The sequence below is a fragment of the Paraburkholderia sp. 35.1 genome (assembly GCF_050436525.1).
GTDB lineage: Bacteria > Pseudomonadota > Gammaproteobacteria > Burkholderiales > Burkholderiaceae > Paraburkholderia > Paraburkholderia tuberum.
In genome coordinates, this window is record NZ_JBNDMJ010000001.1 from 1,112,498 (window position 1) to 1,132,178 (window position 19,681).

Genomic DNA, 19,681 nt, shown 5'->3' on the forward strand with positions numbered 1-19,681 from the left:
CACGGAGCCGTGGCGGTTCCGGGTTACCGGAACGACACCTTGGGCGCTGCGCGCTCGGCCTCTGTGGTTTCGAGCAGTGACGCTTCCTTGAAACCAAACATGCCGGCCACCATGACGGCTGGGAAGACTTCGCGCTGGTTGTTGTAGTCGGTGGCGGCGTCGTTGAAGGCTTGCCTGGCGAAGCCGATCTTGTTCTCGGTCGAGCTCAGTTCCTCCTGCAGGGCGAGCATGTTCTGGTTGGCCTTGAGGTCCGGGTACGCTTCGGATAGCGCAAAGAGCCGGCCCAGAATGCCGCCGAGCTGGGCCTCGGCCTCGTTAAACCCCCTGATGGCCGCCGGGTCGCTGGGGTTGGCGGCGACTTTCTGCTCGGCTGCCATCGCGCTGTTGCGGGCCTTGATGACGGCGTCGAGTGTCTCCCTCTCGTGACCCATGTAGCCCTTGACCGCTTCGACTAAGTTCGGAATCAGCTCGTAGCGGCGTTTGAGCTGCACGTCGATTTGGGCGAAGGCGTTCGCGAAGCGGTTCCGGGCGACCACTAGCCCGTTGTAGATGCCCATGAGGCGGAGCGCGAGCAGTAGCCCGACCCCCAGCAGCACGAGCAGGGTGACGACGACGGGACTCATTGGCCGTGACCTCCGACGAGAGGACTGCTGGTTTGGACCATCGCGCGACTATGGAAACAGGATAAGTGAAATGACATTTAATTCAATCAATTCGTGAAACTGTTATAAGACAAAGGGTGCGAATTAAGCGTGCTTCATCAATTGCCGGGTACTGGAGTAAAGAGGGCGCAGTCCGCGTGTGTGCGACGTTTTTTCGAAGACGCTTTTCCACGATGGCGATCTGTGCGGAGAGCGTCGTAATGACCGCGACGTTCGCGCGGACCGCGAGCGCAACGTCGTCGGCGAGATGCAACTGGTCGACAGGACGCGATCGACGAGCGGCAACTCGTGCTGCCGTTTAAAACCGCCGTTGGAAGTGGTGACGCGTATTACCTCATCAGACCGGAAGATTCCGACCAAGCGGCGCAGGTGCAGGAACTCCGCACCTGCCTGGAAAGCAGGCTGCCAAAACTCACCTGGCCGGGTATCCAGTTCAAGACACTGAGCTAGCGCCTGAGCCTTCGGTCGACTCATTGAGACGATCAGGAAAGGGCGAACTTCGTTACGCAGATCGGGAGCCTCCCGAGAGGTAGCTGGCCAGCAATGCAGAGCAGCGCTCGCGCAGGAAGGCATTCAACGCGCTGATCGTCGGTGTCAGTTGCGCACGGTGAGCACAAATCAAGTGCAGCGGCGAAGGCTCCAATACGCCGGCGGAAACAACTCCACCAGTCGACCTGCCTTCAGATCGTCGATGAGGTCCAGTCGCGACTTGTAGACAAGGCCTTCCCCGGCTATCGCCCAGCGACGAACTGCATCGGCATCGTCGCTGATGCGATTTACCCGTGACTGCCACTGTGCGTTCGCCGCCAGGCGGGGTAAAGCGCCCGATCCGAGACCCTGACCTGGTGGATACCCTGAATCGGCGACATTTTCAGAAATTGCGCTTGCGCCAAAATTCGACTTCCCGCATCTTGTCTAGACAAGACGAAACCGCGATTGGCGCGCTACCGTAATGAAGTTTTCGGCAATCCAAGGAGTGTGGACATGCAGGCGAAGTGCAGATGGTTGGTCAAGAGTTTGATCGGTGCCGCGTTTGGAGCGGCGGCGCTTACGGGCAACACCGCCGAGGCGAAGGACTGGACGACAGTGACGATCGCCCTCGAAGGCGGCTACGCGCCCTGGAACATGACGCTGCCGGGCGGCAAGCTGGGCGGCTTCGAACCCGAACTCGCCGCTAACCTGTGCGCGCGGGCGCAACTCAAGTGCAATCTGGTGGCGCAGGACTGGGACGGCATGATTCCCGGCTTGCAAGCCGGAAAGTTCGATGTTCTGATGGATGCGATCTCGATCACGCCAGAGCGCGAGAAGATCATTGCCTTCTCGAAGCCGTATGCGTCCACGCCGGCGACCTTCGCGGTCACCGACACGAAGATCCTGCCGAAGGCAACCGACACCCCGGCGTCGCTGAAGCTCGATACCGACGCCAAGTCGAACGCGCCCGCTGTCCAGGCGCTGCGCACGGCGCTCAAGGGCAAGACCATCGGCATTCAGTCGGGCACGGTCTATACGCGCTTCATCAACGAGAACTTCAAGGATGTCGCGTCGATCCGCGTCTACAAGACCTCGCCGGAACGCGATCTCGATCTGTCCAATGGCCGCATCGACGCGTCGTTCGACGATGTGACGTACTACGCCGCAAATGCCGACAAGAAGGAAGCGATGCCGACGGTGACGGCCGGCCCGAAGATCGGCGGCCTGATCTGGGGGCCGGGCGAAGGCCTCGCGTTCCGCAAGCAGGACGCGGACCTGAAGACGAAGTTCGACGCGGCGATAACGTCGGCGATTACCGACGGGACTGTGAAGAAGCTTTCGGAGAAGTGGTTCAAGACCGACGTGACGCCCTGAGCGTCGCTCACAACGTGACCGCGCGCTTCGGCCTGATCCGGCTCGAAAGGCTGATGCCGCGCGGCTTGTTTCGCAGGCTTGGTGAGGTGGCTTGATGGCTCTTTTCGAAATGCTCGGCTTCGGGACCGATGGCTGGGGCGGCCTGCTCCTGCTCGGTGCGTTCATGACGGTGGTGCTGACGCTTGCGGCGCTCGCGATCGGCGCGGTATTCGGCGCGCTCGTCGCAGCGGCAAAGCTCTCGCGCTTTCGCACGGCGCGCGTGATCGGCGACTTCTACACGACCGTCTTCCGCGGCGTGCCGGAACTGCTTGTCATCTATCTGTTCTACTTTGGCGGCTCGACGCTGGTGTCCTCGATCGGGCAGTGGTTCGGTGCCGACGGCTTCATCGGCGTGCCGCCGTTCGTGATTGGCGCGTTCGCGGTGGGCATGATTTCCGGCGCGTATCAGACGGAGGTCTATCGCGCCGCCGTGCTAGCTGTCTCGCGCGGCGAACTCGAAGCTGCGCGCGCGATCGGCATGCCGACGTTCACCATGGCGCGCCGCATCCTGATTCCCCAGGTGCTGCGATTCGCACTGCCGGGTATCGGCAATGTGTGGCAGTTGAGCCTCAAGGACTCGGCGCTGATCTCGGTCACCGGTCTCGTCGAATTGCTGCGTGCCAGCCAGGTCGCGGCGGGATCGACACACCAGTACTTCCTGTTCTTCGTCGTTGGCGGAGCGCTCTATCTCGCGATGACGGGCGTTTCGAACCGTGTGTTCGGCCGGGCGGAGACGATCGTCGGCCGCTCCTTCAAGCGCAACTTCGCGCGCAACTGACGCAAGGGCGGCCTCATCATGCATATCGATTTCGATTTTCTTCTCGACACGACGCGCCAGCTCGTTGCCGCCGTGCCGACCACGCTGAGCCTCTTTTTCACCTCGCTCGTGCTCGGCGGCCTGCTTTCGCTCGTGATCGTCACGATGCGCGTCTCGCCGCACTGGCTGCCTAACCGCTTCGCGCGCGCCTATATTCTCGTGTTCCGCGGCTCGCCGCTGCTGATCCAGATGTTTCTCGTCTACTACGGGCTCGGACAGTTCGGCGTGATCCGCGAAAGCTTCCTGTGGCCCGTGCTGCGCGAGCCCTACGTGTGCGCCGTGCTCTCGCTCGCGCTGTGCACGGCGGGCTACACCGCCGAGATCATCCGCGGCGGCCTGATGGCCGTGCCGGTCGGGCAGATCGAGGCGGGTCATGCAATCGGCCTGTCGGGCTTCGCGCTGCTGCGCCGCGTGATCGGCCCCATCGCGTTGCGGCAGTGCCTGCCCGCCTATTCGACTGAAGCCGTGCTGCTCGTCAAGTCGACGGCGCTCGCAAGCCTTGTCACCGTCTGGGAAGTGACTGGTGTCGCGCAACAGATCATTCAGCAGACCTATCGCACGACGGAGGTGTTCACGTGCGCTGCGCTGATCTATCTATGCCTGAATTTCCTCGTGGTGCGCCTCATCGGCCTCGTCGAGCGGCGCCTCTCGCGCCATCTGCGCGCCGCGCCCACCGTCGTGCGCCGTCCCGCCACGCAACTCGAAACCCGCCGCGTCGCGTCTTGATCGGCCCATCTTTCCGGAGAATCGTATGAACGCAGTCGCACCGGTCGCCCTGTCCGTGAGGAACATCCACAAGTCGTTCGGCGACCATCATGTGCTCAAGGGCATTTCGCTCGACGCCCACGAAGGCGACGTGATTTCGATCCTGGGTGCGAGCGGCTCGGGCAAGAGCACGTTCCTGCGCTGCCTGAACCTACTTGAGATGCCCGACGACGGCACCGTCGCGCTTGCCGGCGAAGCGCTGAAGATGAAGCGCCGCCGTGACGGCAAGCTGCAACCGGGCGACCGCCGCCAGGTGGACCGCGTGCGCTCGCAGCTCGGTATGGTGTTCCAGAACTTCAACCTGTGGTCGCACATGACGGTGCTGCAGAACCTGATCGAAGGCCCGATGCGCGTGCAAAAGCGCAGCCGCGCCGAAGCGGTCGAGGAAGCCGAGGCGCTGCTCGCGAAGGTCGGCCTCGCCGACAAGCGTGGCCACTATCCCGCACATCTTTCGGGCGGCCAGCAGCAGCGCGTGGCAATCGCGCGCGCACTCGCGATGCATCCGAAGGTGATGCTGTTCGACGAGCCAACTTCGGCGCTCGATCCCGAACTCGTGGGCGAAGTACTGCGCGTCATGCGCACGCTTGCCGACGAGGGCCGCACGATGCTCGTCGTCACGCACGAGATGGGCTTCGCGAAACACGTTTCCAATCGCGTGATGTTCCTGGATCAGGGCCAGGTCGATTCGGACGGCACGCCCGCGGAGGTATTCGGCGAACTGAAGTCGGAGCGCTTCCGCCAGTTCGTGTCGAGCCATCAGGACCGCAACGCACATTGATCCATCGTCGGGGTTCATCATGACCGTCATCCGTACCGGAAGCCCGCTGGACTGGCGCGAAGTCTGCGCCGTCGCGGCAGGCGCACCGCTCGAGCTTTCCGCGCAAGCGCGCGAGCGCATTGGCGCCGCGCGCGCGCTCGTTGAGCAGATCATCGCGCGCGGCATGCGCGCCTATGGCGTGAACACCGGGGTCGGCGCGTTGTGCGACGTGGTGGTGTCGCCGGCCGAACAGCACACGCTTTCGCACAACATTTTGATGAGCCACGCGGTGGGCGTCGGCGCGTCGCTCGGCGCGCAGGAGACGCGCGCGATCATGGCCGCAGCCATCAACAATTACGCGCACGGGCATTCGGGCGTGCGCGTCGAACTCGTCGAGCGGCTCGTCGCGCTGCTCCAGGCCGATTGCCTGCCCGAAGTGCCCGCGCTCGGTTCGGTCGGCTATCTGAGCCACATGGCGCATATCGCACTCGTGTGCGTCGGCGCGGGGCACGTGAACTGGCGTGGTGAGCGCATCAGCGGCGCGGAGGCGCTGCGCCGGCTGGGGCTCGAACCCTTGTCGCTCGAAGCGAAAGAAGGCTTGAGCCTCGTGAACGGCACGCCGTGCGTGACCGGGCTCGCGGCGCTCGCGCTGCAACGCGCGCACCGGCTGCTCGACTGGGCCGACGCCGTGGCGGCGATGAGCTTCGAGAATCTCGGCGGGCAGATGGTGGCGTTCGACGCGGGCTCGCTCGCGTATCGCATCTCACCGGGCCTTGCGCAGGTCGGCGCGCGCATGCGCGCGGCGCTGCTGGGCAGCGGTCTGCTGGCGGCGGCACTCGGACGGCGTACGCAGGATCCGCTCAGCATGCGCACGATTCCGCATGTGCACGGTGCGGCGCGCGATGTGCTGGCTGCGACGGCCGAAGTCGTGAACCGCGAACTCGCCTCGACGACTGACAATCCGATCATCGCCGGCACGCCCGAGGAGCCGCGCGTGTTCTCGCAGGCGCACGCCGTCGGCGCGTCGATCGCGCTCGCCATGGACAGCCTCGCGGTTGCGGTCGCGCAGGTGGCCGCGATGGCGGAGCGGCGTCTCGATCGTCTCGTCAATCCGCTCGTGAGCGGGTTGCCCGCGTTTCTCGCGCAAGCGAGCGGCACCCGCTCGGGCTTCATGATCGCGCAATACACGGCGGCGGCGCTGGTCGCGCAGAACCGCCGCGAGGCCGCGCCCGCGAGCCTCGACGGCGGTGTGACGTCCGGCTTGCAGGAAGATCACCTTTGCCACGCCACGCCGGCCGCGCTCAAGGCGCTGGCCGTCATCGACAACAGCGGCCGCATATTTGGCATTGAACTGCTTGCCGCGGTTCAGGCATACGACCTGCAGCCTATCGTGGCCGAGCGCGCGCCGTATACGCAGGCGTTGTATAGCCAGGTTCGCGCTGTCTTGCCGACCTACCGTGACGACCGTCCGCTTGCGGACGACATGACACGCGCATTCCACATGATCATGGATGATGGTCCGCCGCCGTTGCCCGGCCCGCTGACGGTCCGGCCCTCACGGGATTTCTGCATTCCGGCACCAACGGACTGCGTGGCGGGCAGCGCGGCGGCCTCGGCGAACGATGCTTTGCCCGGGGCGGTCGGTACTTGAGGCCGGCGTCGCGCGGCGCGCGCAAATCGTTCACGGTGCAACCAGGACAGTCATGACTGAGGCGGCGCAGGCGGGTGGAGAGGCGAAGCGGTTGAAGCTGCAGCGCAAGCTTGCGCCAGCATACGAATAGATCAAGCGCTATGTAATCGAGCGCATAGCCGATGGCACCTGGAAGCCTGGAGACGCGATCCCTTCGGAAACCGAGTTGGTCGAGGAGTCCGGAGTCGCACGCATGACCGTTTCGCGCGTGTTGCGCGAGTTGAGCGCACAACGTGTGCTCACGCGGCGGTATCTTTGAGGCCGAGCTTCGCCAGGTTGAATTGGCCTTTGCGAATGCGATGCGTCAACTCAATGCCTGCAAGAGTGATCGTGGCGTTCCTGAAACGGTTAAAGCCGAGCATGACATTCGTCCGCTTGGCAATACAGATTTTTCTCTGCTTATACTCACTGTCACCTGAACGGCTCACGCCCAGGTCCCACGCTGCACGCCGACAAAAAACCACGACGTCAGTCGACAACACGGCACGCGATTCACGTTTGCAACCGCAGTTCTTACATATCAGGTGGGACCTCTTATGCTAAATCGTGCTTTTGGTGCAGCGATTTCCTCGTTGCTCGTGGCAGGCGCGGCAGTTGCACCGGCCATCGCGCATGCCGACGACAGCTTCGCGCGGGACGACGGCGCGTCGCATGGCCGGCCGGTCAAGGTGATGATCATTTCGATGTTCGGTCCGGAAGGCCAGGTGTGGCTCGATCATCTCGGCCCGTGGCAGGACATCACCGTCGCGGGCCTGTCTCCTGACTACCCTGCCGTACACTGCAATCGCCAGGAGGTCTGCGTGATGACGACGGGCATGGGGCACGCGAATGCCGCCGCGTCGATCATGGCGCTGACGTTCTCGCCGCGTTTCGACTTGCGTCATACGTACTTCATGGTGGCGGGCATCGCTGGTATTGATCCGCTTCAGGGCACCGTCGGTTCCGCTGCGTGGGCGAACTGGCTCGTCGACTTCGGGATTCAATGGGAAATCGACGGACGCGAAATTCCGCCTGGCTGGAATACCGGTTATCTCGGCATCAACACGACGGGCCCGACGCAGAAGCCGCCGCTCGACTATCGCACCGAAGTGTTCCAGCTCAATCCGGCGCTTTCGAGCGCGGCATTCGCGCTGTCGCGCAACGTGACGCTGACCGACGACGCACAGGCGCAGGCTGCCCGCGCCAAATACAACTATGCGCCCGCGAACCGTCCGCCGACCGTGATCCAGTGTGACACGCTGGCGGGCGATACCTGGTGGTCGGGCACCGATCTCGGCGAGCGCGCGCGGCAATGGACGAAGATCCTGACCGACGGCAAGGGCACCTATTGCACGACGCAGCAGGAAGACAACGCCACCTTCGAGGCGCTGACGCGCGCGGCGACCGTGCATCGCGTTGACCTAAACCGTGTCGCGGTGCTGCGCGCTGGCTCGGACTTCGACCGGCCGTACGCGGGCCAGTCGAGCGCGGACAATCTGCTCAACTACTCGTCGCAGGGGGGCTTCACGATCGCGATCGACAATCTGTTCCTCACGGGCAATCCGCTCGTGCAGGACATCGTCACGCATTGGGGCGAGTGGCGCGACGGCGTACCGCAGCGGTAGCGCGTTTGCGGCGTGGTGAAGGGTACCGCGTGCCGGTCTGCACAGCGCTCGTGTCCACCGTTGTCGTCAGTTGCCGCGGCGGCCGCTGCGCGGGCGGTGGCGGCTCCGCGCGCGGCATGATGCGAACATAAGGCCGCGATGCGCCATGCTCATCGGCGTCCCCAGAACCTGCGCTGCACCTGCATCACTTCTTCCTCGACCTCGGCCACGGGTCCAACCAGTTCAATGCGCTTCTGGCAATGGTCGAAGACATACCGCGACGACACACTCATCGTCGAATTCTCTGCATGATTGCCCGTGGCTTGCAGCAGGCGCTCTTCCGTCATTGCAAACACCACCCGCCCAATGTTGGCCCAATATGCCGTGCCTGCGCACATGCAACATGGCTCAACCGTCGTATAGAGCGTGCAACCCCACAAGAATTGCGGCGTAAAGTCGAGCGCGGCGATACGCGCGAGCACCGCTTCCGCATGATTGACGGAATCGACATTGCCCTGTTCCATTAGAACCGACTCCTGATCAGGCCCGACAAGTATGGCGCCAAACGGGTGACGGCCCAACAGCATCGCACGTTCTGCGATGACGCTTGCATGACGCAGATGGCGGACGATCTGCTCGCGTGTCGGCGCGAGCCCCTGCTCAGGGAACGCCGACGCGTTCTGTTTCGGGGAAATGGCAAGGCTCAAAGTGTGTCTCCTCCACGTTGGCTGAGTTACTTCGGCAACGTGCCCTCGACCCCCTGGACGAACCAGTTGAGCCGCAGCAGCTCGGCGTCGGGCAGCGACGTGCCGGCTGCCACCTTGATCGCGCCATTCTGATCCCTGATCGGTCCGGAGAACGGATCGAATCTGCCCGCGATAATGTCGTCGCGCTTTTGCGCCAGCGCCTTTTGCGCGGCAGGCGATACGGCTGCAGTGTTGATGTCAGCGAGGTCGATTGCTTTTTCCTTGAGACCCCACCACGTCGGCGCGTTGGTCCACGTGCCGGATTGCACCTGTTCGATCAGGTGAGAGTAGTAGACGCCCCAGTAGCTCACGCATGCGCCCAGTTGGGCATTCGGGCCGAACTTCTTCATGTCCGAGTCCCAACCGAACGCGTGCACTTTCCTCTGCTCGGCAGTCTGCATTGTCGCCGTCGAATCGGTGTTCTGGATCAGCACGTCGGCTCCCTGGCCGATCAGCGTTTCGGCCGCCTGTTTCTCCTTGCCTGGATCGAACCAGCTATTGATCCATATGACCTTTACCTTCGCATTCGGATTGATCGAACGCGCACCCATTGTGAAAGCGTTAATGTTGCGCACCACTTCCGGGACCGGCACCGAGGCGACGAAGCCGAGCGTATTCGTCTTCGTCGTATAGCCGGCGACGAGCCCAGCCAGATAGGCGCTCTGGTACGTGCGCACGTCATAGGTCGCAAAGTTCGTGGCCTTCTTGTATCCGGTCGCATGCTCGAAGACGACGTCGGGATAATCCTTTGCAGTCTTCAGTTCGAAGTCCTGGAATCCGAAGCTCGAGCCCACGATAATCTTGTTGCCCTTGTTCGCGAGGTCGCGAAACACGCGCTCCGAGTCAGCGGATTCGGGTACGTTCTCGACGCGCGTGACCTTGATCTTGTCACCGAACCTCGCTTCGATCGCCTTCACACCCTGTTCGTGTGCGTAGGTCCAGCCAGCGTCACCGGGGTTGCCGAGGTAGACGAACGCGACGCCCATCGGCACCGCGGCGGTGGCAGTGGGGCTCAACGCGACATAGATGCCAAGCGCGGCTAAAAGCGTAACCGCAGGGCGCAGTGAGCGCACCACCGCGCGAGCGAAGTTTGTTCTCATGGAGTCTCCGAAGATGGGGAACTGGAAGGGGACGACGCCAGTCGTCCAGCCGACTGGCTGCGTCGCGTCAGCGATGATGGTGAGTCAATATCAAGGCCGAAATATCGATTCGTTATGTGTCGTATAACGGAATGGATATGAAGCCATTGGGAAATTGGCCTGCGGATCGCGGAGTTCGAATAGGAGACCGCGATCGTCGTGTGGGCCAGCGACAGGCCGCGCTCGGACATCATTGTCGGATGATGAGATCGGGGGGCAACACTTTAACCGATTCACCTTCACTATTTGCACCAGAACCGTCGCCTGTATCGCCAGCAAGAGCCAGCACTTCCGTCCACGATTGTGCCGACTTTGACACGGGCCCCTGAGCATAGATCAATGCCGAGGCGAGAGCGGCACGTACGCGCATTTCGGTGTCTGAGTCCACCGAGGCAGGGGGCAGTTCTTCAAGCGCATCGATGGCCTGCTCAGCACGCGTGCGGCATTCGTGAATCAGGCCCGCATCGAGCAGCGCCTCTGTGAGACCTGCCGCGAGCTCGACTCCAATCCGCGTATCGCCATGCTGCGAGAACGCCCAATCGAAAGCGCTGCGTGCATCATCCAGCGACTGCCGGAAATCGATTTCCAGGTCCAATTGTTCAGCGACACTGTCAGCCAGACACGGTCGCAAGCAATGGGAGACATAGCGTGCATGGCGCGCCGCGATCAGCCTCTGCTCGCCTTGCGCATGCAGCTTTTCCAGCGCATAGGCACGTGCCGAATCGGAAAGGCGATACCTGCTTACCGGCCCCTCCAGCTCAATGTTGACGAGCGATTTCGCCACCAGATCGCCGATGCCGCCGATCGCGTCCGCCACAGCGTATTTCTCGTCGCACACCACCGCGCACATCGCATCGAACGTAAAGCCGCCGCTGAATACCGCGAGGCGCCTGAACAGTAACTGATGGCATGGATTCAGGATGAAGAAACTCCAGTCGAACGTCGCACGTAAGGTTTGATGGCGTGGCAGAGCGGTCCGGTAGCCGCCCGTCAGCAAACTGAAACGGTCGTGCAGATAGCGATGAACTCCCCCGATGCCGAGGCCAGCGACGCGCGCCGCTGCCAGCTCGATCGCCAAAGGAATGCCGTCCAGCCGGCGGCAGATCTCGCCGATGAGATGAATTTCCTCGCAGCCGGCGTATGCATACCGTTGGATTGAATTGACGCGCAGCAAAAACAACTTTACCGCTGAAAACTGGACGATCTCCGCATGGGTTGAATGCGAAGGCGGCACGTCGAGCGGCTCGACCCGGTACACCGTCTCTTGCATCAGGCGAAGCGGTTCACGACTCGTTACCATCACACGCAGAATTTCGCTTGCCGCTACGAGTGCGTCGACGATCCGCGCGACCGCGTCGATCACATGCTCGGCGTTATCCAGCACGAGGAGCAGACGTTTGCCGGAAACCGCCGCAGCCAGTTGCGCAATGTCGACTGCAGCATCGAGCGTGGACAGCCCGCATGCTTCGGCGACCTCGCATAGGACCGCATCTTCGGTTGTTGCCGTGGCAAGTTCGACAAAACACACAGCGCGGGAAGAATCGTTCGATGCCTGCCGTGCTACCTCTATAGCCAGGCTCGTCTTCCCTATACCGCCGGCTCCAGTGAGCGTCAATACCTGCGTAGTCTGGAGCAACATGCTGATCTGCCGAACGGCCGCGTCGCGGCCTGTGAGCCGGGTTTCGCGTAGCGGCAGGCTACGTCTGAAGGCTCGGGACTCGACCGCAGGAGCCGGGCTCTCAACGGGTCGTCGTCGCAACTGATACCCGCGACCAGGGATCGTGACAATCAGGTTGCGATCCTCACCAAGTATTTTGCGTAACGCGGACAGATGGACCTGGATATTGTTTTCTTCGACGACGGTTTTCGGCCAGACACTATCCAACAATTCGTCTTTCGTAACGAGTCGTCCAGCGGCCGACACGAGCACGGCAAGAATATCGAAGGCGCGAGATCCGACAGGTACGAGCGTGCCGCTTTGGTGCAGCGTCCGCATCTCCAAATCGATCTGAAACCGGCCCAGGTCGATCATGCTGGTGCCGTAATTCGCGGGTCGCTCGGTAACCGTCATGTTTGTGCTCGCATTGATCGAGGTGAGTTGCGCGCCGGCTTTATGCCGGTGTCAGTCGCATTCCGGCTAAGCAGAGTTAGTTGCCCGCCTGGTCTGCGCAAGCCTGAACGTCGCGGCGTATGTCTCCAGAAACAGCCTGTTGGATTTATTAAATCTCCGTGACATTGGAGAAAGTTTTGTCTCGCCCTCCGGCGGCTGTATTCCCTCGTGAAGGAATTGAGGATTCTGACGGACCGAGTCTGCCAGCTTTACTTTTGTTCACAAACCGCTCTATAAACAAAATTCTTTTGAAAAGAAATCAAGAATGAATATCACCCTCGACGAATTGGCGACTTTCATGGCCGTGGTCGATACCGGCTCGATGACGGCAGCTGCCCAACATCTCGACCTGACAGTGTCGGCGGCCAGCCGGACGCTGGGGCGCCTCGAGGAAAAGCTGAAAACGACCTTGATGCGCCGGACCACGCGCAGGATGGAGCTGACCGAGGAAGGGCGCGCGTTCCTTCAACACGCGCGCGCCATCATCGATTCCGTGGAAAGCGCGGAGGAACAGATGGTCGCGCGGCGGGAAAACCCATCGGGGCTCCTGCGGATCAATGCAGCGTCGCCTTTCATGCTGCACATGATCGCACCGCTTGTGCAAGGCTACCGCGCGCGCTATCCGCACGTTCACCTGGAGCTGAACACGAACGACGGCATCATCGATCTACTCGAGAGCCGCACCGATGTCGCTATTCGAATTGGCCGGCTCAAGGATTCGACGCTGCATAGCCGGCTTGTTGGCAGTAGCCGCATGCGTGTTCTTGCGAGTCCCGACTATCTTGAGGCGCACGGACATCCGCGCGAGGTCGCTGACCTTGGCAAGCACGTACTGCTGGGCTTTACACAACCGGAGTCGCTCAATGTCTGGCCGTTGCTCGGTGCCGACGGTGAGCCGTACCGTATCGAGCCGGTGGCAAGTTTATCGAGCGGCGAGACGCTTCGTCAACTGGCGCTCGAAGGCGTGGGCGTTGTCTGCCTGTCGGATTTCATGACCGACCGGGACCGCGAAACAGGGCGTCGCGTGCAGATCCTCGCCCGTCAAACCAAGGACGTCCGTCAGCCAATCCATGCTGTCTATTACCGCAATACAGCCGTTTCTTCGCGAATAGCGTCGTTCATCGATTATCTGATGGGCGAGATTGGAGGCAACGGGGCGACTCAGCATCAGACTGCGTGGGCGCGTCAAGCTTAGCCCGGATCGACTACAGCCCGTGCCTGGCTATTTGCGAGGTTTAACGTTTCCAGTCGCTTGAACGTCCGTTACGGAGAAATCCAACTGTCCCTTGTGGGTCGGGATGGGCCGATCAGCGTCGGGCAGAGGTCGGCCAGGAGCCTCTCAAAGGCGCGATCGATTGCGCAATGCCCTCAATAGCCATAAGGTGAAGTGGATACCCCTCACCAGTCGATGTGGTGTTTCAGTTCTGTTTCCTGATGTCGCTGAACATCGTCGCTGTGCAGATACAGGCTTGTGGTCGTCAGCGACGCGTGGTCGAGCTTGTCGTGCGCGAGCCGCAGATCGAGGTTGCCATCGGCCATGTTCGACCCCGCGCTATGGCGCAACCAGTGGACAGAAGCGCACTCGAGCCGCGCCGCGCATGCGACGTCCACCCCTGGCAAATATAAACTTGTAATTTAAGAGTACTCTTATTGTATGTTTCGATGAAAAGTCGGAAGATGGAGCCGTTGCATGAACAATGGTTGCAAATGATATTTAACGGCCGTTTCATTTTTTCATTCTATTTTTACATTTTTTGATAACTAATGAAGTCATACATTCTGTGCGCGCTTCTCGCCTGTTCTGCCAGCGTCGCTATAGCTAAGGTGGAGATCGCAGGAAATAATAACCAGAGCACCACGATCAAGAACTCCGGGATTGCCAACTCGGCTGTCGGTGTTGGATCGGAATCTGTTCTAAACGCCAATTCGGTCGAAGGCAACGTGAAGATCGGCGGCAATAACAAGCAAACGCTGAGCATCGAGAACAGCGGTTTGGCCAACTCATCCGTCGGTGCCATGAGTAAGGCGAAGCTCAACATCGGCTCCGTCTCGGGCAAGTAAGACTTAGGCGTCGCGAACATCGTATCTCGCGGCCTTAGCGGAGCTCACCGAGTGCGCGCCATTCTCTTCGCAATAGTTACTAATGCTGTCATTTTCGCCGCACTGCATGGCGCGTCCACGCGCGCCAACGAAATTGGTTCTCGAACCGGTCTTGATCCCAGTCAACAGAGCAAGGTGACCAGGGCACTGGCGAGAAATCGTCTGTTGTCGAAAAGCACCGGGGCGGATGCCAACCCTGGCTCTTCTTCGTCCAGTAGTTCCGCGTCATCAGGCGCGTCTGTTGGCAAGGGCTGCACAACAGACATCGGCAATGTAGACCTTGGTAACCAGCGTCCAGGGGTCAGGGCGCCGAAAGATAATATCGTCGTTATCAAGGGTCCCATAGTTAACGGCTGTTGAGTGCCACTTATTGTTTTTTCAGGCGAATCAATTGGGAATTTACCGTTATTTTCAACGGAGGCCGCACCCTGTCGCCTCCGTTGCAGGTCGTGTTTGCGCGGCCATCACAGCGGTTTCGGTCACATCGTGTGCGCTTACGCCTCGCGACCATAAGGAAGTCATTTCGCAGGCCTATTCCGAAGGCAGTCCCGTCGTCGAGCCGGTTCGTTCGATCAGCTCCTTCAGTCGCTCGTTGGCGTGCATGGACGAAATGCTCGCCAGCACCCATCAGACTCCTATCCGCATCACGAGTAAATCTATCGCCGATCCCTCCGGCAAGGCTGGAACATCGGTCAAGGACCTCGTGATTACCGCGCTGGCGCAAATGTCCGAGCGCAGCAAGACGTTCGAGTTCGTCGATTACGAAATCAATCTGGTTCAGCAGGACACTGTTCAATATCTCAGCAGTCTGCTGCTCGGAATGAACGCAATGAACATCGAGCCGCCGCAGGTCTATGTGTCCGGCGCGGTTAGCTATATCGACGAAAACGTTGTCGGCAAGCGGCGTAGCCTCGGCATTTCGGCAGACGGGTCGATTCGTGGTCACGAATTCAGCACAGACTTGGCCTATGATGGCGACGTGCATGCGTCGATTATTGCGCTGGAATTGCACCTGGGCGAGTTACGAACCCGCACGCTGGTGCCAGGTATCTATGCGGCCAACTCCGCCATCGTTGCAAAAAGCGGCAGCGGAATCGAAGGGGGCGGCACGATCTTCAAGACGGGGGTGCAGTTCTCGTTGAGCAACGACCATAGCCAGGGGTCCGGACTCGCACTGCGCAGCCTCGTCGATCTCGGCATGATCGAGCTGGTCGGAAAGTGGCTGAAACTGCCATATTGGCAATGTCTGTCGCTCAACGAAGCAGCGCCGGAATTCCAGCGGGAACTGCGCACGTGGTACGACGCGGCAACACCGGCATATCTCACGATGCTCGCGCAGACTGTCCTGCGCCGGGAGACCTATTACGACGGTCCCGTGGACGGTATATCGTCCACCGAACTGAAGGCTGCGATTGCGGAATTCCAGATGGACCAGGACATTCCGTCCACGGGATTGCTGAGCTTCCCGACCTATCAGGCGATGCTTGCGAAGCGAGTTCCGGTTGACGTCCACGGAAATGTACAGAAGGTTGATCTATCCGCGGTCGCTCCGGCGTCGGACGCCTTGTCATTGAAGGAGGGAGGGCAAGGTCCGATCGACGTCACGCTGAGTGCAGAAGGCGGCGATCATCCCCGGGTGGGTGACGAGCTCAATCTGGACGTGCGGCTCAATCGAAGTGCGGCGCTGCGTTGCTACTACGAAGATGCGAGCCATACCGTTACGCAGATTTATCCCAACCCTTTCGAGCCGATGAGCGAGGTGCAAGCCTATTCGAGCACATCGATTCCTGTTAAAGACAAGCGATTTTCAATCCGTTTCGAAAAACCGGGCCACGAGGAGGTGCTGTGTTTCGCTGCAAACGCTTCTGTGTTCGAACATCTTCCATCCGAGTTGAAGGGTCCAGGGCTCGAGACCATCACGGGATTCCCGGCACTGGTAGACATTACGAACGCGATGCTTGCGCTCAATGCGCCGAGCCTCAGTGTGGGTCGGCTAAACGTCGCTGTCGGCAGCCGATAGTGGGGCTCCTCCGAGCCCCGCAAACTCAAGTGAAATCGAAATATGCAAAGAAAGATACGTGGCCGATTTCGGCAAAGATAAACTTGCTCGGCCAGCTTCCTTCCGCTGATCGTATCGATGAGTATGCCTTCCGCGCACGCGACCGTGGTCATTCACCAATCCACGATAGCGCCGGATGTCCAGGGACTGTCTGACAGGTTTTCCGACTTCCGTATTCGCGGTGAGAGCGATGCATCGTTCTCTGCAAAGCGCGGCGTGACCGAGCAAGGCGCAACCACATACGACGATCTGGCCGACAAGACCTATGACGACGGCCTTACGGCGTATCGTGCTGGCATGGCGGCAATGGAATCGGATGACACTGGTCGCCAGTTTCAATACGCGGCAGCGATCTGGCAGCAAGGTCTAAATTCCGGTGACGCTCGGAACTATGTTGCAATGGCTGTGCTGTACCTGTACGGGCGTGGTGTTGCACGCGACCTCTTCTCCGCTCAGTCCTACGCGAATGGTGTGGCTGTGAAGGGCAATGCCGGCGGACGACTGGTTTTGGGACTCGTTATGCGGGCAACTGGAGATGTGGAGAAAGGACTACGCGAGATTCGTACGGCGGCGTCAGCAGGCAATCGGGTCGCCGAGAACGAACTCGGAGTAATCTACGAGTCGGGCGACGGAGTCCCGGAAGATCTGGCCGAAGCAAAGCGATGGTACGCCTCTGCCGCTGTGAAGGGACTGGTTGCTGCCTCTCGCAACCTGATGCGATTGAATGGCGGGAATGAACCGAAAACAGCCCGCGAGCAATTTACCGATGTACGTCAGGAAGCAGAGAAGGGCGATCGGGTTGCGATGTATGAACTCGCGACGATGTACCACATCGGCAAGGGGACCACTATCAATTATTCGGCGGCGCTCGTCTGGTACAGGCGCTCCGCAGAGCGACAGTACTCCCGCGCGAAGAATATGCTTGGATTGATCTTCTCAGCAACTAATGGCGAGCAGCTTGATCCTGCCTGGATGAGACAGATTGCGCAGACAAGCATTCCTTCGTCCTCCAATATCTCCGCCGACAAGCCGCTACACGCAGATATTCTCTCGGAAGAGGTTGTTGAAAAATGAATCTAGGAAGACACGTAATGGCAATGTGCCGCGCTTTGCTATTTGTCTATGTGGCGCTATTCGGCCGCGCTGCGCTGGCCGAAAATTCATTCACCGAATCCAATCAGGTACTCGAACTGCATAATGTCATTATTACTAACAGGCAAATCGGTCCGGGTTCGACGGCGACAATGAATATCAGTGGTGTTCGGCCGTCCAGCGTGACTAAAGGATCTGCATCGGATCAGGTTTCGTCGTCACACATCGTCCTTCAGAATACTGAATTGAAGGGGGTGAGCTGGAAGAAGAAGGATCTGTCCCATGCGACTCTTGAAAACGTCGGTGCAGTCCGTGCCGACCTCGCCTCGGCATCGTTGCGGGAAAGCGTGAGCAAAAATGTGGATTTCAGTGGCGCGGATCTATCTGGTGTCGACTTTTCTCGAGCCGACCTGACAAACGTCTCGTTCGATAACGCGAATCTACGCAATTCCAACTTCGAAGACGCGCGGTTTGTGAATGTAAGCTGGAGCGGATCTGATCTGTCTGGTGCCCGATGGACCCACGGGCAACGGTGTCTGCCTAAGTCGATCAATGGGTGCAAGCTGGAATAAGGCTCGGCTGAGCAATGAGCGCACCGAGACCTGCCTGGCGGGGCGACTCGAGCGGCAGACGGCGTGGTTCGAAGAGCGCCGATTTTGGGTAACACGGACGAACTGAGCCGCACCGCTCGTGGAGGGCGGTGTGTTGATTGTTGATTAGTATCCCGGTGTATTTGGAGGTCTTGGGTATCGACCTTCCGCGCTCAGGCTTGCCGCGGTTGAAGCGCTCCGAGTCCCAGCATCGTGAGCCAGTGCGGGTGGTCCCGCCCTGTCATCAACTCGCACGGACTTTTGCCTTGACGCTCGGCCCGGCGGCTGCGCACGAAGCGCCGATGATTCAGGAAGAAGCGCAGTAGGTCGAGGTAAGGGGCGCCCAGATGGCGACGCAGCGTGAAATAGTTGCGCAAGCGCGAGTTCAGATTTTCGACGAGCGCACTGCTGCGCGGCGTGTGGGCCATGGCCTCGGACACCGCGGCGAACACGGCGTGGAACTGGCCGCCCAGTCGGCCCCATCCCTGCCAGTACGCGGGTGAGGTGCGCGGCTTGCGATGCAGCACACACGCGGCGCGCACGAGCTCATCCGAGACGTTGGCGCGCTGCGCGATCGCGGCGAGCTTCTCATCGAGCACGCCGGCGAACGCGAGCAGGTCATCGCGTTGGTTCTGCAGCGCGATGCGCACCGGGCGGATGCGGCACGTATCCAGCGCTTCGCGCACGCCCAATTCCTCGACGATGAAGTCGAACAGCGCTTGCCGCGTGGCGAGTTGCGGACCCGCCAGCGACACGATGTCATGACTGAGCCACTGGGTCAGCGTGCGGATGTCGCAGGCAAACTGATGCGCCTGCGCTTCTGTCCGACGTGCCCGCCTCAGCTGGGCAGCGAAGCCGCCGGCGCACCCCCGCGAGCGCGGCTGGTTGAGCCTGGCTTGCAGCTTCTCGCGCCGCGACCGGGCGCCCCTGGCGAGGGTTGCCCAGCGTGTTGGCCAGTCCTTCGCACTGGCGCTGGATGTGGAACACATCGCCATGGCACGGCGTGTCGCCCCAGGAGGCCTTCTGCCCGGCGCGCAGGCCCCGGCCGGCATCGGCAATCGTGTAGTCGGGCGCCAGTCCCTGCTGCGCCGCGTCCAGCAGGTGCACGCCCCAGGTGTCGCCGTCGCGATGGGCCTCGGCCGCCAGCAAGTAGCAGTAGGTCGACTCGGCATCGACGCCGGCCAGCACCGGCCGCGAGCCCTGGAAGATCTCGTCGTGCAAGCCCACGCGAATGCCGGACAGGTCTTGCTCGCGGTTGAGCGCGGCCGCTTGCTGCGCGGCCCATTGCTGCACGTCGTGAACGTTGCCCACACTGGTGGACACGCCCAGCAAGTCGCGCATGAACTCCACCACGCCGCGATACGAGCTGCGGCAGATCAGCGTCAGCGCGACCATCACCTGACGCAGCCACCTCTTGCTGACCGGCAACTCGAACAGCACTTCATCCTCCGGTATCGCTGACGCAAACGCGTCCGCCAGCGCGACGCCGGCCTTGCGCGTTTGCGCGTAGACGAACTTGCGGCTCACGCCGTCCCGCGCGGCCAGCGCGCTGATCGTCTCGGATCCCTCGAGACAGGGGTGGCAAAAGCGTGTCCGGGCCAGATTGCTTGAAACAGCCCGCGATTCAATGCAGCCAATAATGCGATTTCGGCTTGCCCGATTGACGGCCATCTGGCGTATTCTTACG

Annotated in this window: 19 protein-coding genes and 2 pseudogenes; 13 read left to right on the forward strand and 8 right to left on the reverse strand. The window is 61.0% G+C overall.

What is annotated here, in order from left to right; all coding sequences use genetic code 11:
- Positions 1-23: 23 nt before the first annotated feature.
- Positions 24-623, reverse strand: a complete 600-nt coding sequence (locus tag OKW27_RS05360) for a LemA family protein (RefSeq protein ID WP_184058641.1) — start codon at positions 621-623, stop codon at positions 24-26.
- 327 nt (positions 624-950) lie between these two features.
- Here OKW27_RS05360 and OKW27_RS05365 point away from each other — a divergent pair, with 327 nt between their 5' ends.
- The 7 genes and pseudogenes from OKW27_RS05365 to OKW27_RS05395 all read left to right on the forward strand — a co-directional run.
- Positions 951-1,112: a hypothetical protein gene (locus OKW27_RS05365; RefSeq protein WP_429332767.1), complete on the forward strand. Its 162-nt coding sequence runs from the start codon at positions 951-953 to the stop codon at positions 1,110-1,112.
- A gap of 534 nt (positions 1,113-1,646) precedes the next feature.
- Complete coding sequence (locus tag OKW27_RS05370; protein WP_429332768.1) at positions 1,647-2,507, forward strand: transporter substrate-binding domain-containing protein; 861 nt, start codon at positions 1,647-1,649, stop codon at positions 2,505-2,507.
- Between the two features lie 94 nt (positions 2,508-2,601).
- The gene (locus OKW27_RS05375; RefSeq protein ID WP_429332769.1) at positions 2,602-3,324 is read left to right on the forward strand and encodes an ABC transporter permease; all 723 of its coding nucleotides are present in this window, start codon (positions 2,602-2,604) and stop codon (positions 3,322-3,324) included.
- Positions 3,325-3,342: 18 nt separating this feature from the next.
- The gene (locus OKW27_RS05380; RefSeq protein ID WP_184012210.1) at positions 3,343-4,089 is read left to right on the forward strand and encodes an ABC transporter permease; all 747 of its coding nucleotides are present in this window, start codon (positions 3,343-3,345) and stop codon (positions 4,087-4,089) included.
- Between the two features lie 25 nt (positions 4,090-4,114).
- On the forward strand, positions 4,115-4,906 hold the full coding sequence (locus OKW27_RS05385; RefSeq protein ID WP_090811163.1) for an ABC transporter ATP-binding protein: 792 nt from the start codon (positions 4,115-4,117) through the stop codon (positions 4,904-4,906).
- Positions 4,907-4,925: 19 nt separating this feature from the next.
- Complete coding sequence (locus tag OKW27_RS05390; RefSeq protein ID WP_429332770.1) at positions 4,926-6,536, forward strand: HAL/PAL/TAL family ammonia-lyase; 1,611 nt, start codon at positions 4,926-4,928, stop codon at positions 6,534-6,536.
- A gap of 130 nt (positions 6,537-6,666) precedes the next feature.
- Positions 6,667-6,822, forward strand: a pseudogene (locus OKW27_RS05395) (GntR family transcriptional regulator); the annotation flags it as partial.
- Here the strand turns inward: OKW27_RS05395 and OKW27_RS05400 are convergent.
- Positions 6,815-6,958, reverse strand: a pseudogene (locus tag OKW27_RS05400) (IS6 family transposase); the annotation flags it as partial. The pseudogenes OKW27_RS05395 and OKW27_RS05400 overlap by 8 nt on opposite strands.
- Before the next feature lie 153 nt (positions 6,959-7,111).
- Between OKW27_RS05400 and OKW27_RS05405 the strand changes: the two are divergent.
- Positions 7,112-8,179 (forward strand): purine-nucleoside phosphorylase, encoded by a 1,068-nt coding sequence (locus OKW27_RS05405; RefSeq protein ID WP_429332771.1) that lies wholly within the window; start codon positions 7,112-7,114, stop codon positions 8,177-8,179.
- A gap of 149 nt (positions 8,180-8,328) precedes the next feature.
- On the opposite strand, the gene OKW27_RS05410 is transcribed toward OKW27_RS05405, so the two are convergent.
- The 3 genes from OKW27_RS05410 to OKW27_RS05420 form a co-directional block, all read right to left on the reverse strand.
- Entirely contained in the window at positions 8,329-8,865 is a 537-nt protein-coding gene (locus tag OKW27_RS05410) for a nucleoside deaminase (RefSeq protein WP_429332772.1), read from the reverse strand.
- A gap of 26 nt (positions 8,866-8,891) precedes the next feature.
- Positions 8,892-10,004 (reverse strand): BMP family ABC transporter substrate-binding protein, encoded by a 1,113-nt coding sequence (locus OKW27_RS05415; RefSeq protein ID WP_090811171.1) that lies wholly within the window; start codon positions 10,002-10,004, stop codon positions 8,892-8,894.
- Positions 10,005-10,233: 229 nt separating this feature from the next.
- A complete protein-coding gene (locus OKW27_RS05420; RefSeq protein ID WP_429332773.1) occupies positions 10,234-12,114 on the reverse strand; it encodes an ATP-binding protein in 1,881 nt (626 codons plus the stop codon).
- Between the two features lie 304 nt (positions 12,115-12,418).
- Between OKW27_RS05420 and OKW27_RS05425 the strand changes: the two genes are divergently transcribed.
- Positions 12,419-13,348, forward strand: a complete 930-nt coding sequence (locus tag OKW27_RS05425) for a LysR substrate-binding domain-containing protein (RefSeq protein ID WP_429332774.1) — start codon at positions 12,419-12,421, stop codon at positions 13,346-13,348.
- 203 nt (positions 13,349-13,551) lie between these two features.
- Here the strand turns inward: OKW27_RS05425 and OKW27_RS05430 are convergent, their stop codons facing one another.
- Positions 13,552-13,764 (reverse strand): tyrosine-type recombinase/integrase, encoded by a 213-nt coding sequence (locus OKW27_RS05430; RefSeq protein ID WP_429332854.1) that lies wholly within the window; start codon positions 13,762-13,764, stop codon positions 13,552-13,554.
- A gap of 153 nt (positions 13,765-13,917) precedes the next feature.
- Here OKW27_RS05430 and OKW27_RS05435 point away from each other — a divergent pair, with 153 nt between their 5' ends.
- From OKW27_RS05435 to OKW27_RS05450, 4 genes are all read left to right on the forward strand, one after another.
- Positions 13,918-14,214: a hypothetical protein gene (locus OKW27_RS05435; RefSeq protein WP_184044542.1), complete on the forward strand. Its 297-nt coding sequence runs from the start codon at positions 13,918-13,920 to the stop codon at positions 14,212-14,214.
- Positions 14,215-14,854: 640 nt separating this feature from the next.
- The gene (locus OKW27_RS05440; protein ID WP_429332775.1) at positions 14,855-16,273 is read left to right on the forward strand and encodes a DUF4384 domain-containing protein; all 1,419 of its coding nucleotides are present in this window, start codon (positions 14,855-14,857) and stop codon (positions 16,271-16,273) included.
- A 117-nt stretch (positions 16,274-16,390) separates the two neighbouring features.
- A complete protein-coding gene (locus OKW27_RS05445) occupies positions 16,391-17,386 on the forward strand; it encodes a tetratricopeptide repeat protein (protein WP_429332776.1) in 996 nt (331 codons plus the stop codon).
- A gap of 17 nt (positions 17,387-17,403) precedes the next feature.
- Positions 17,404-17,976: a pentapeptide repeat-containing protein gene (locus OKW27_RS05450; RefSeq protein WP_429332777.1), complete on the forward strand. Its 573-nt coding sequence runs from the start codon at positions 17,404-17,406 to the stop codon at positions 17,974-17,976.
- Positions 17,977-18,167: 191 nt separating this feature from the next.
- Here OKW27_RS05450 and OKW27_RS05455 read toward each other — a convergent pair whose 3' ends face one another.
- Positions 18,168-18,749, reverse strand: coding sequence for a hypothetical protein (locus tag OKW27_RS05455; RefSeq protein ID WP_429332778.1), 582 nt, complete (start codon positions 18,747-18,749; stop codon positions 18,168-18,170).
- 4 nt (positions 18,750-18,753) lie between these two features.
- Positions 18,754-19,665 (reverse strand): hypothetical protein, encoded by a 912-nt coding sequence (locus OKW27_RS05460; protein ID WP_429332779.1) that lies wholly within the window; start codon positions 19,663-19,665, stop codon positions 18,754-18,756.
- Positions 19,666-19,681: the final 16 nt, after the last annotated feature.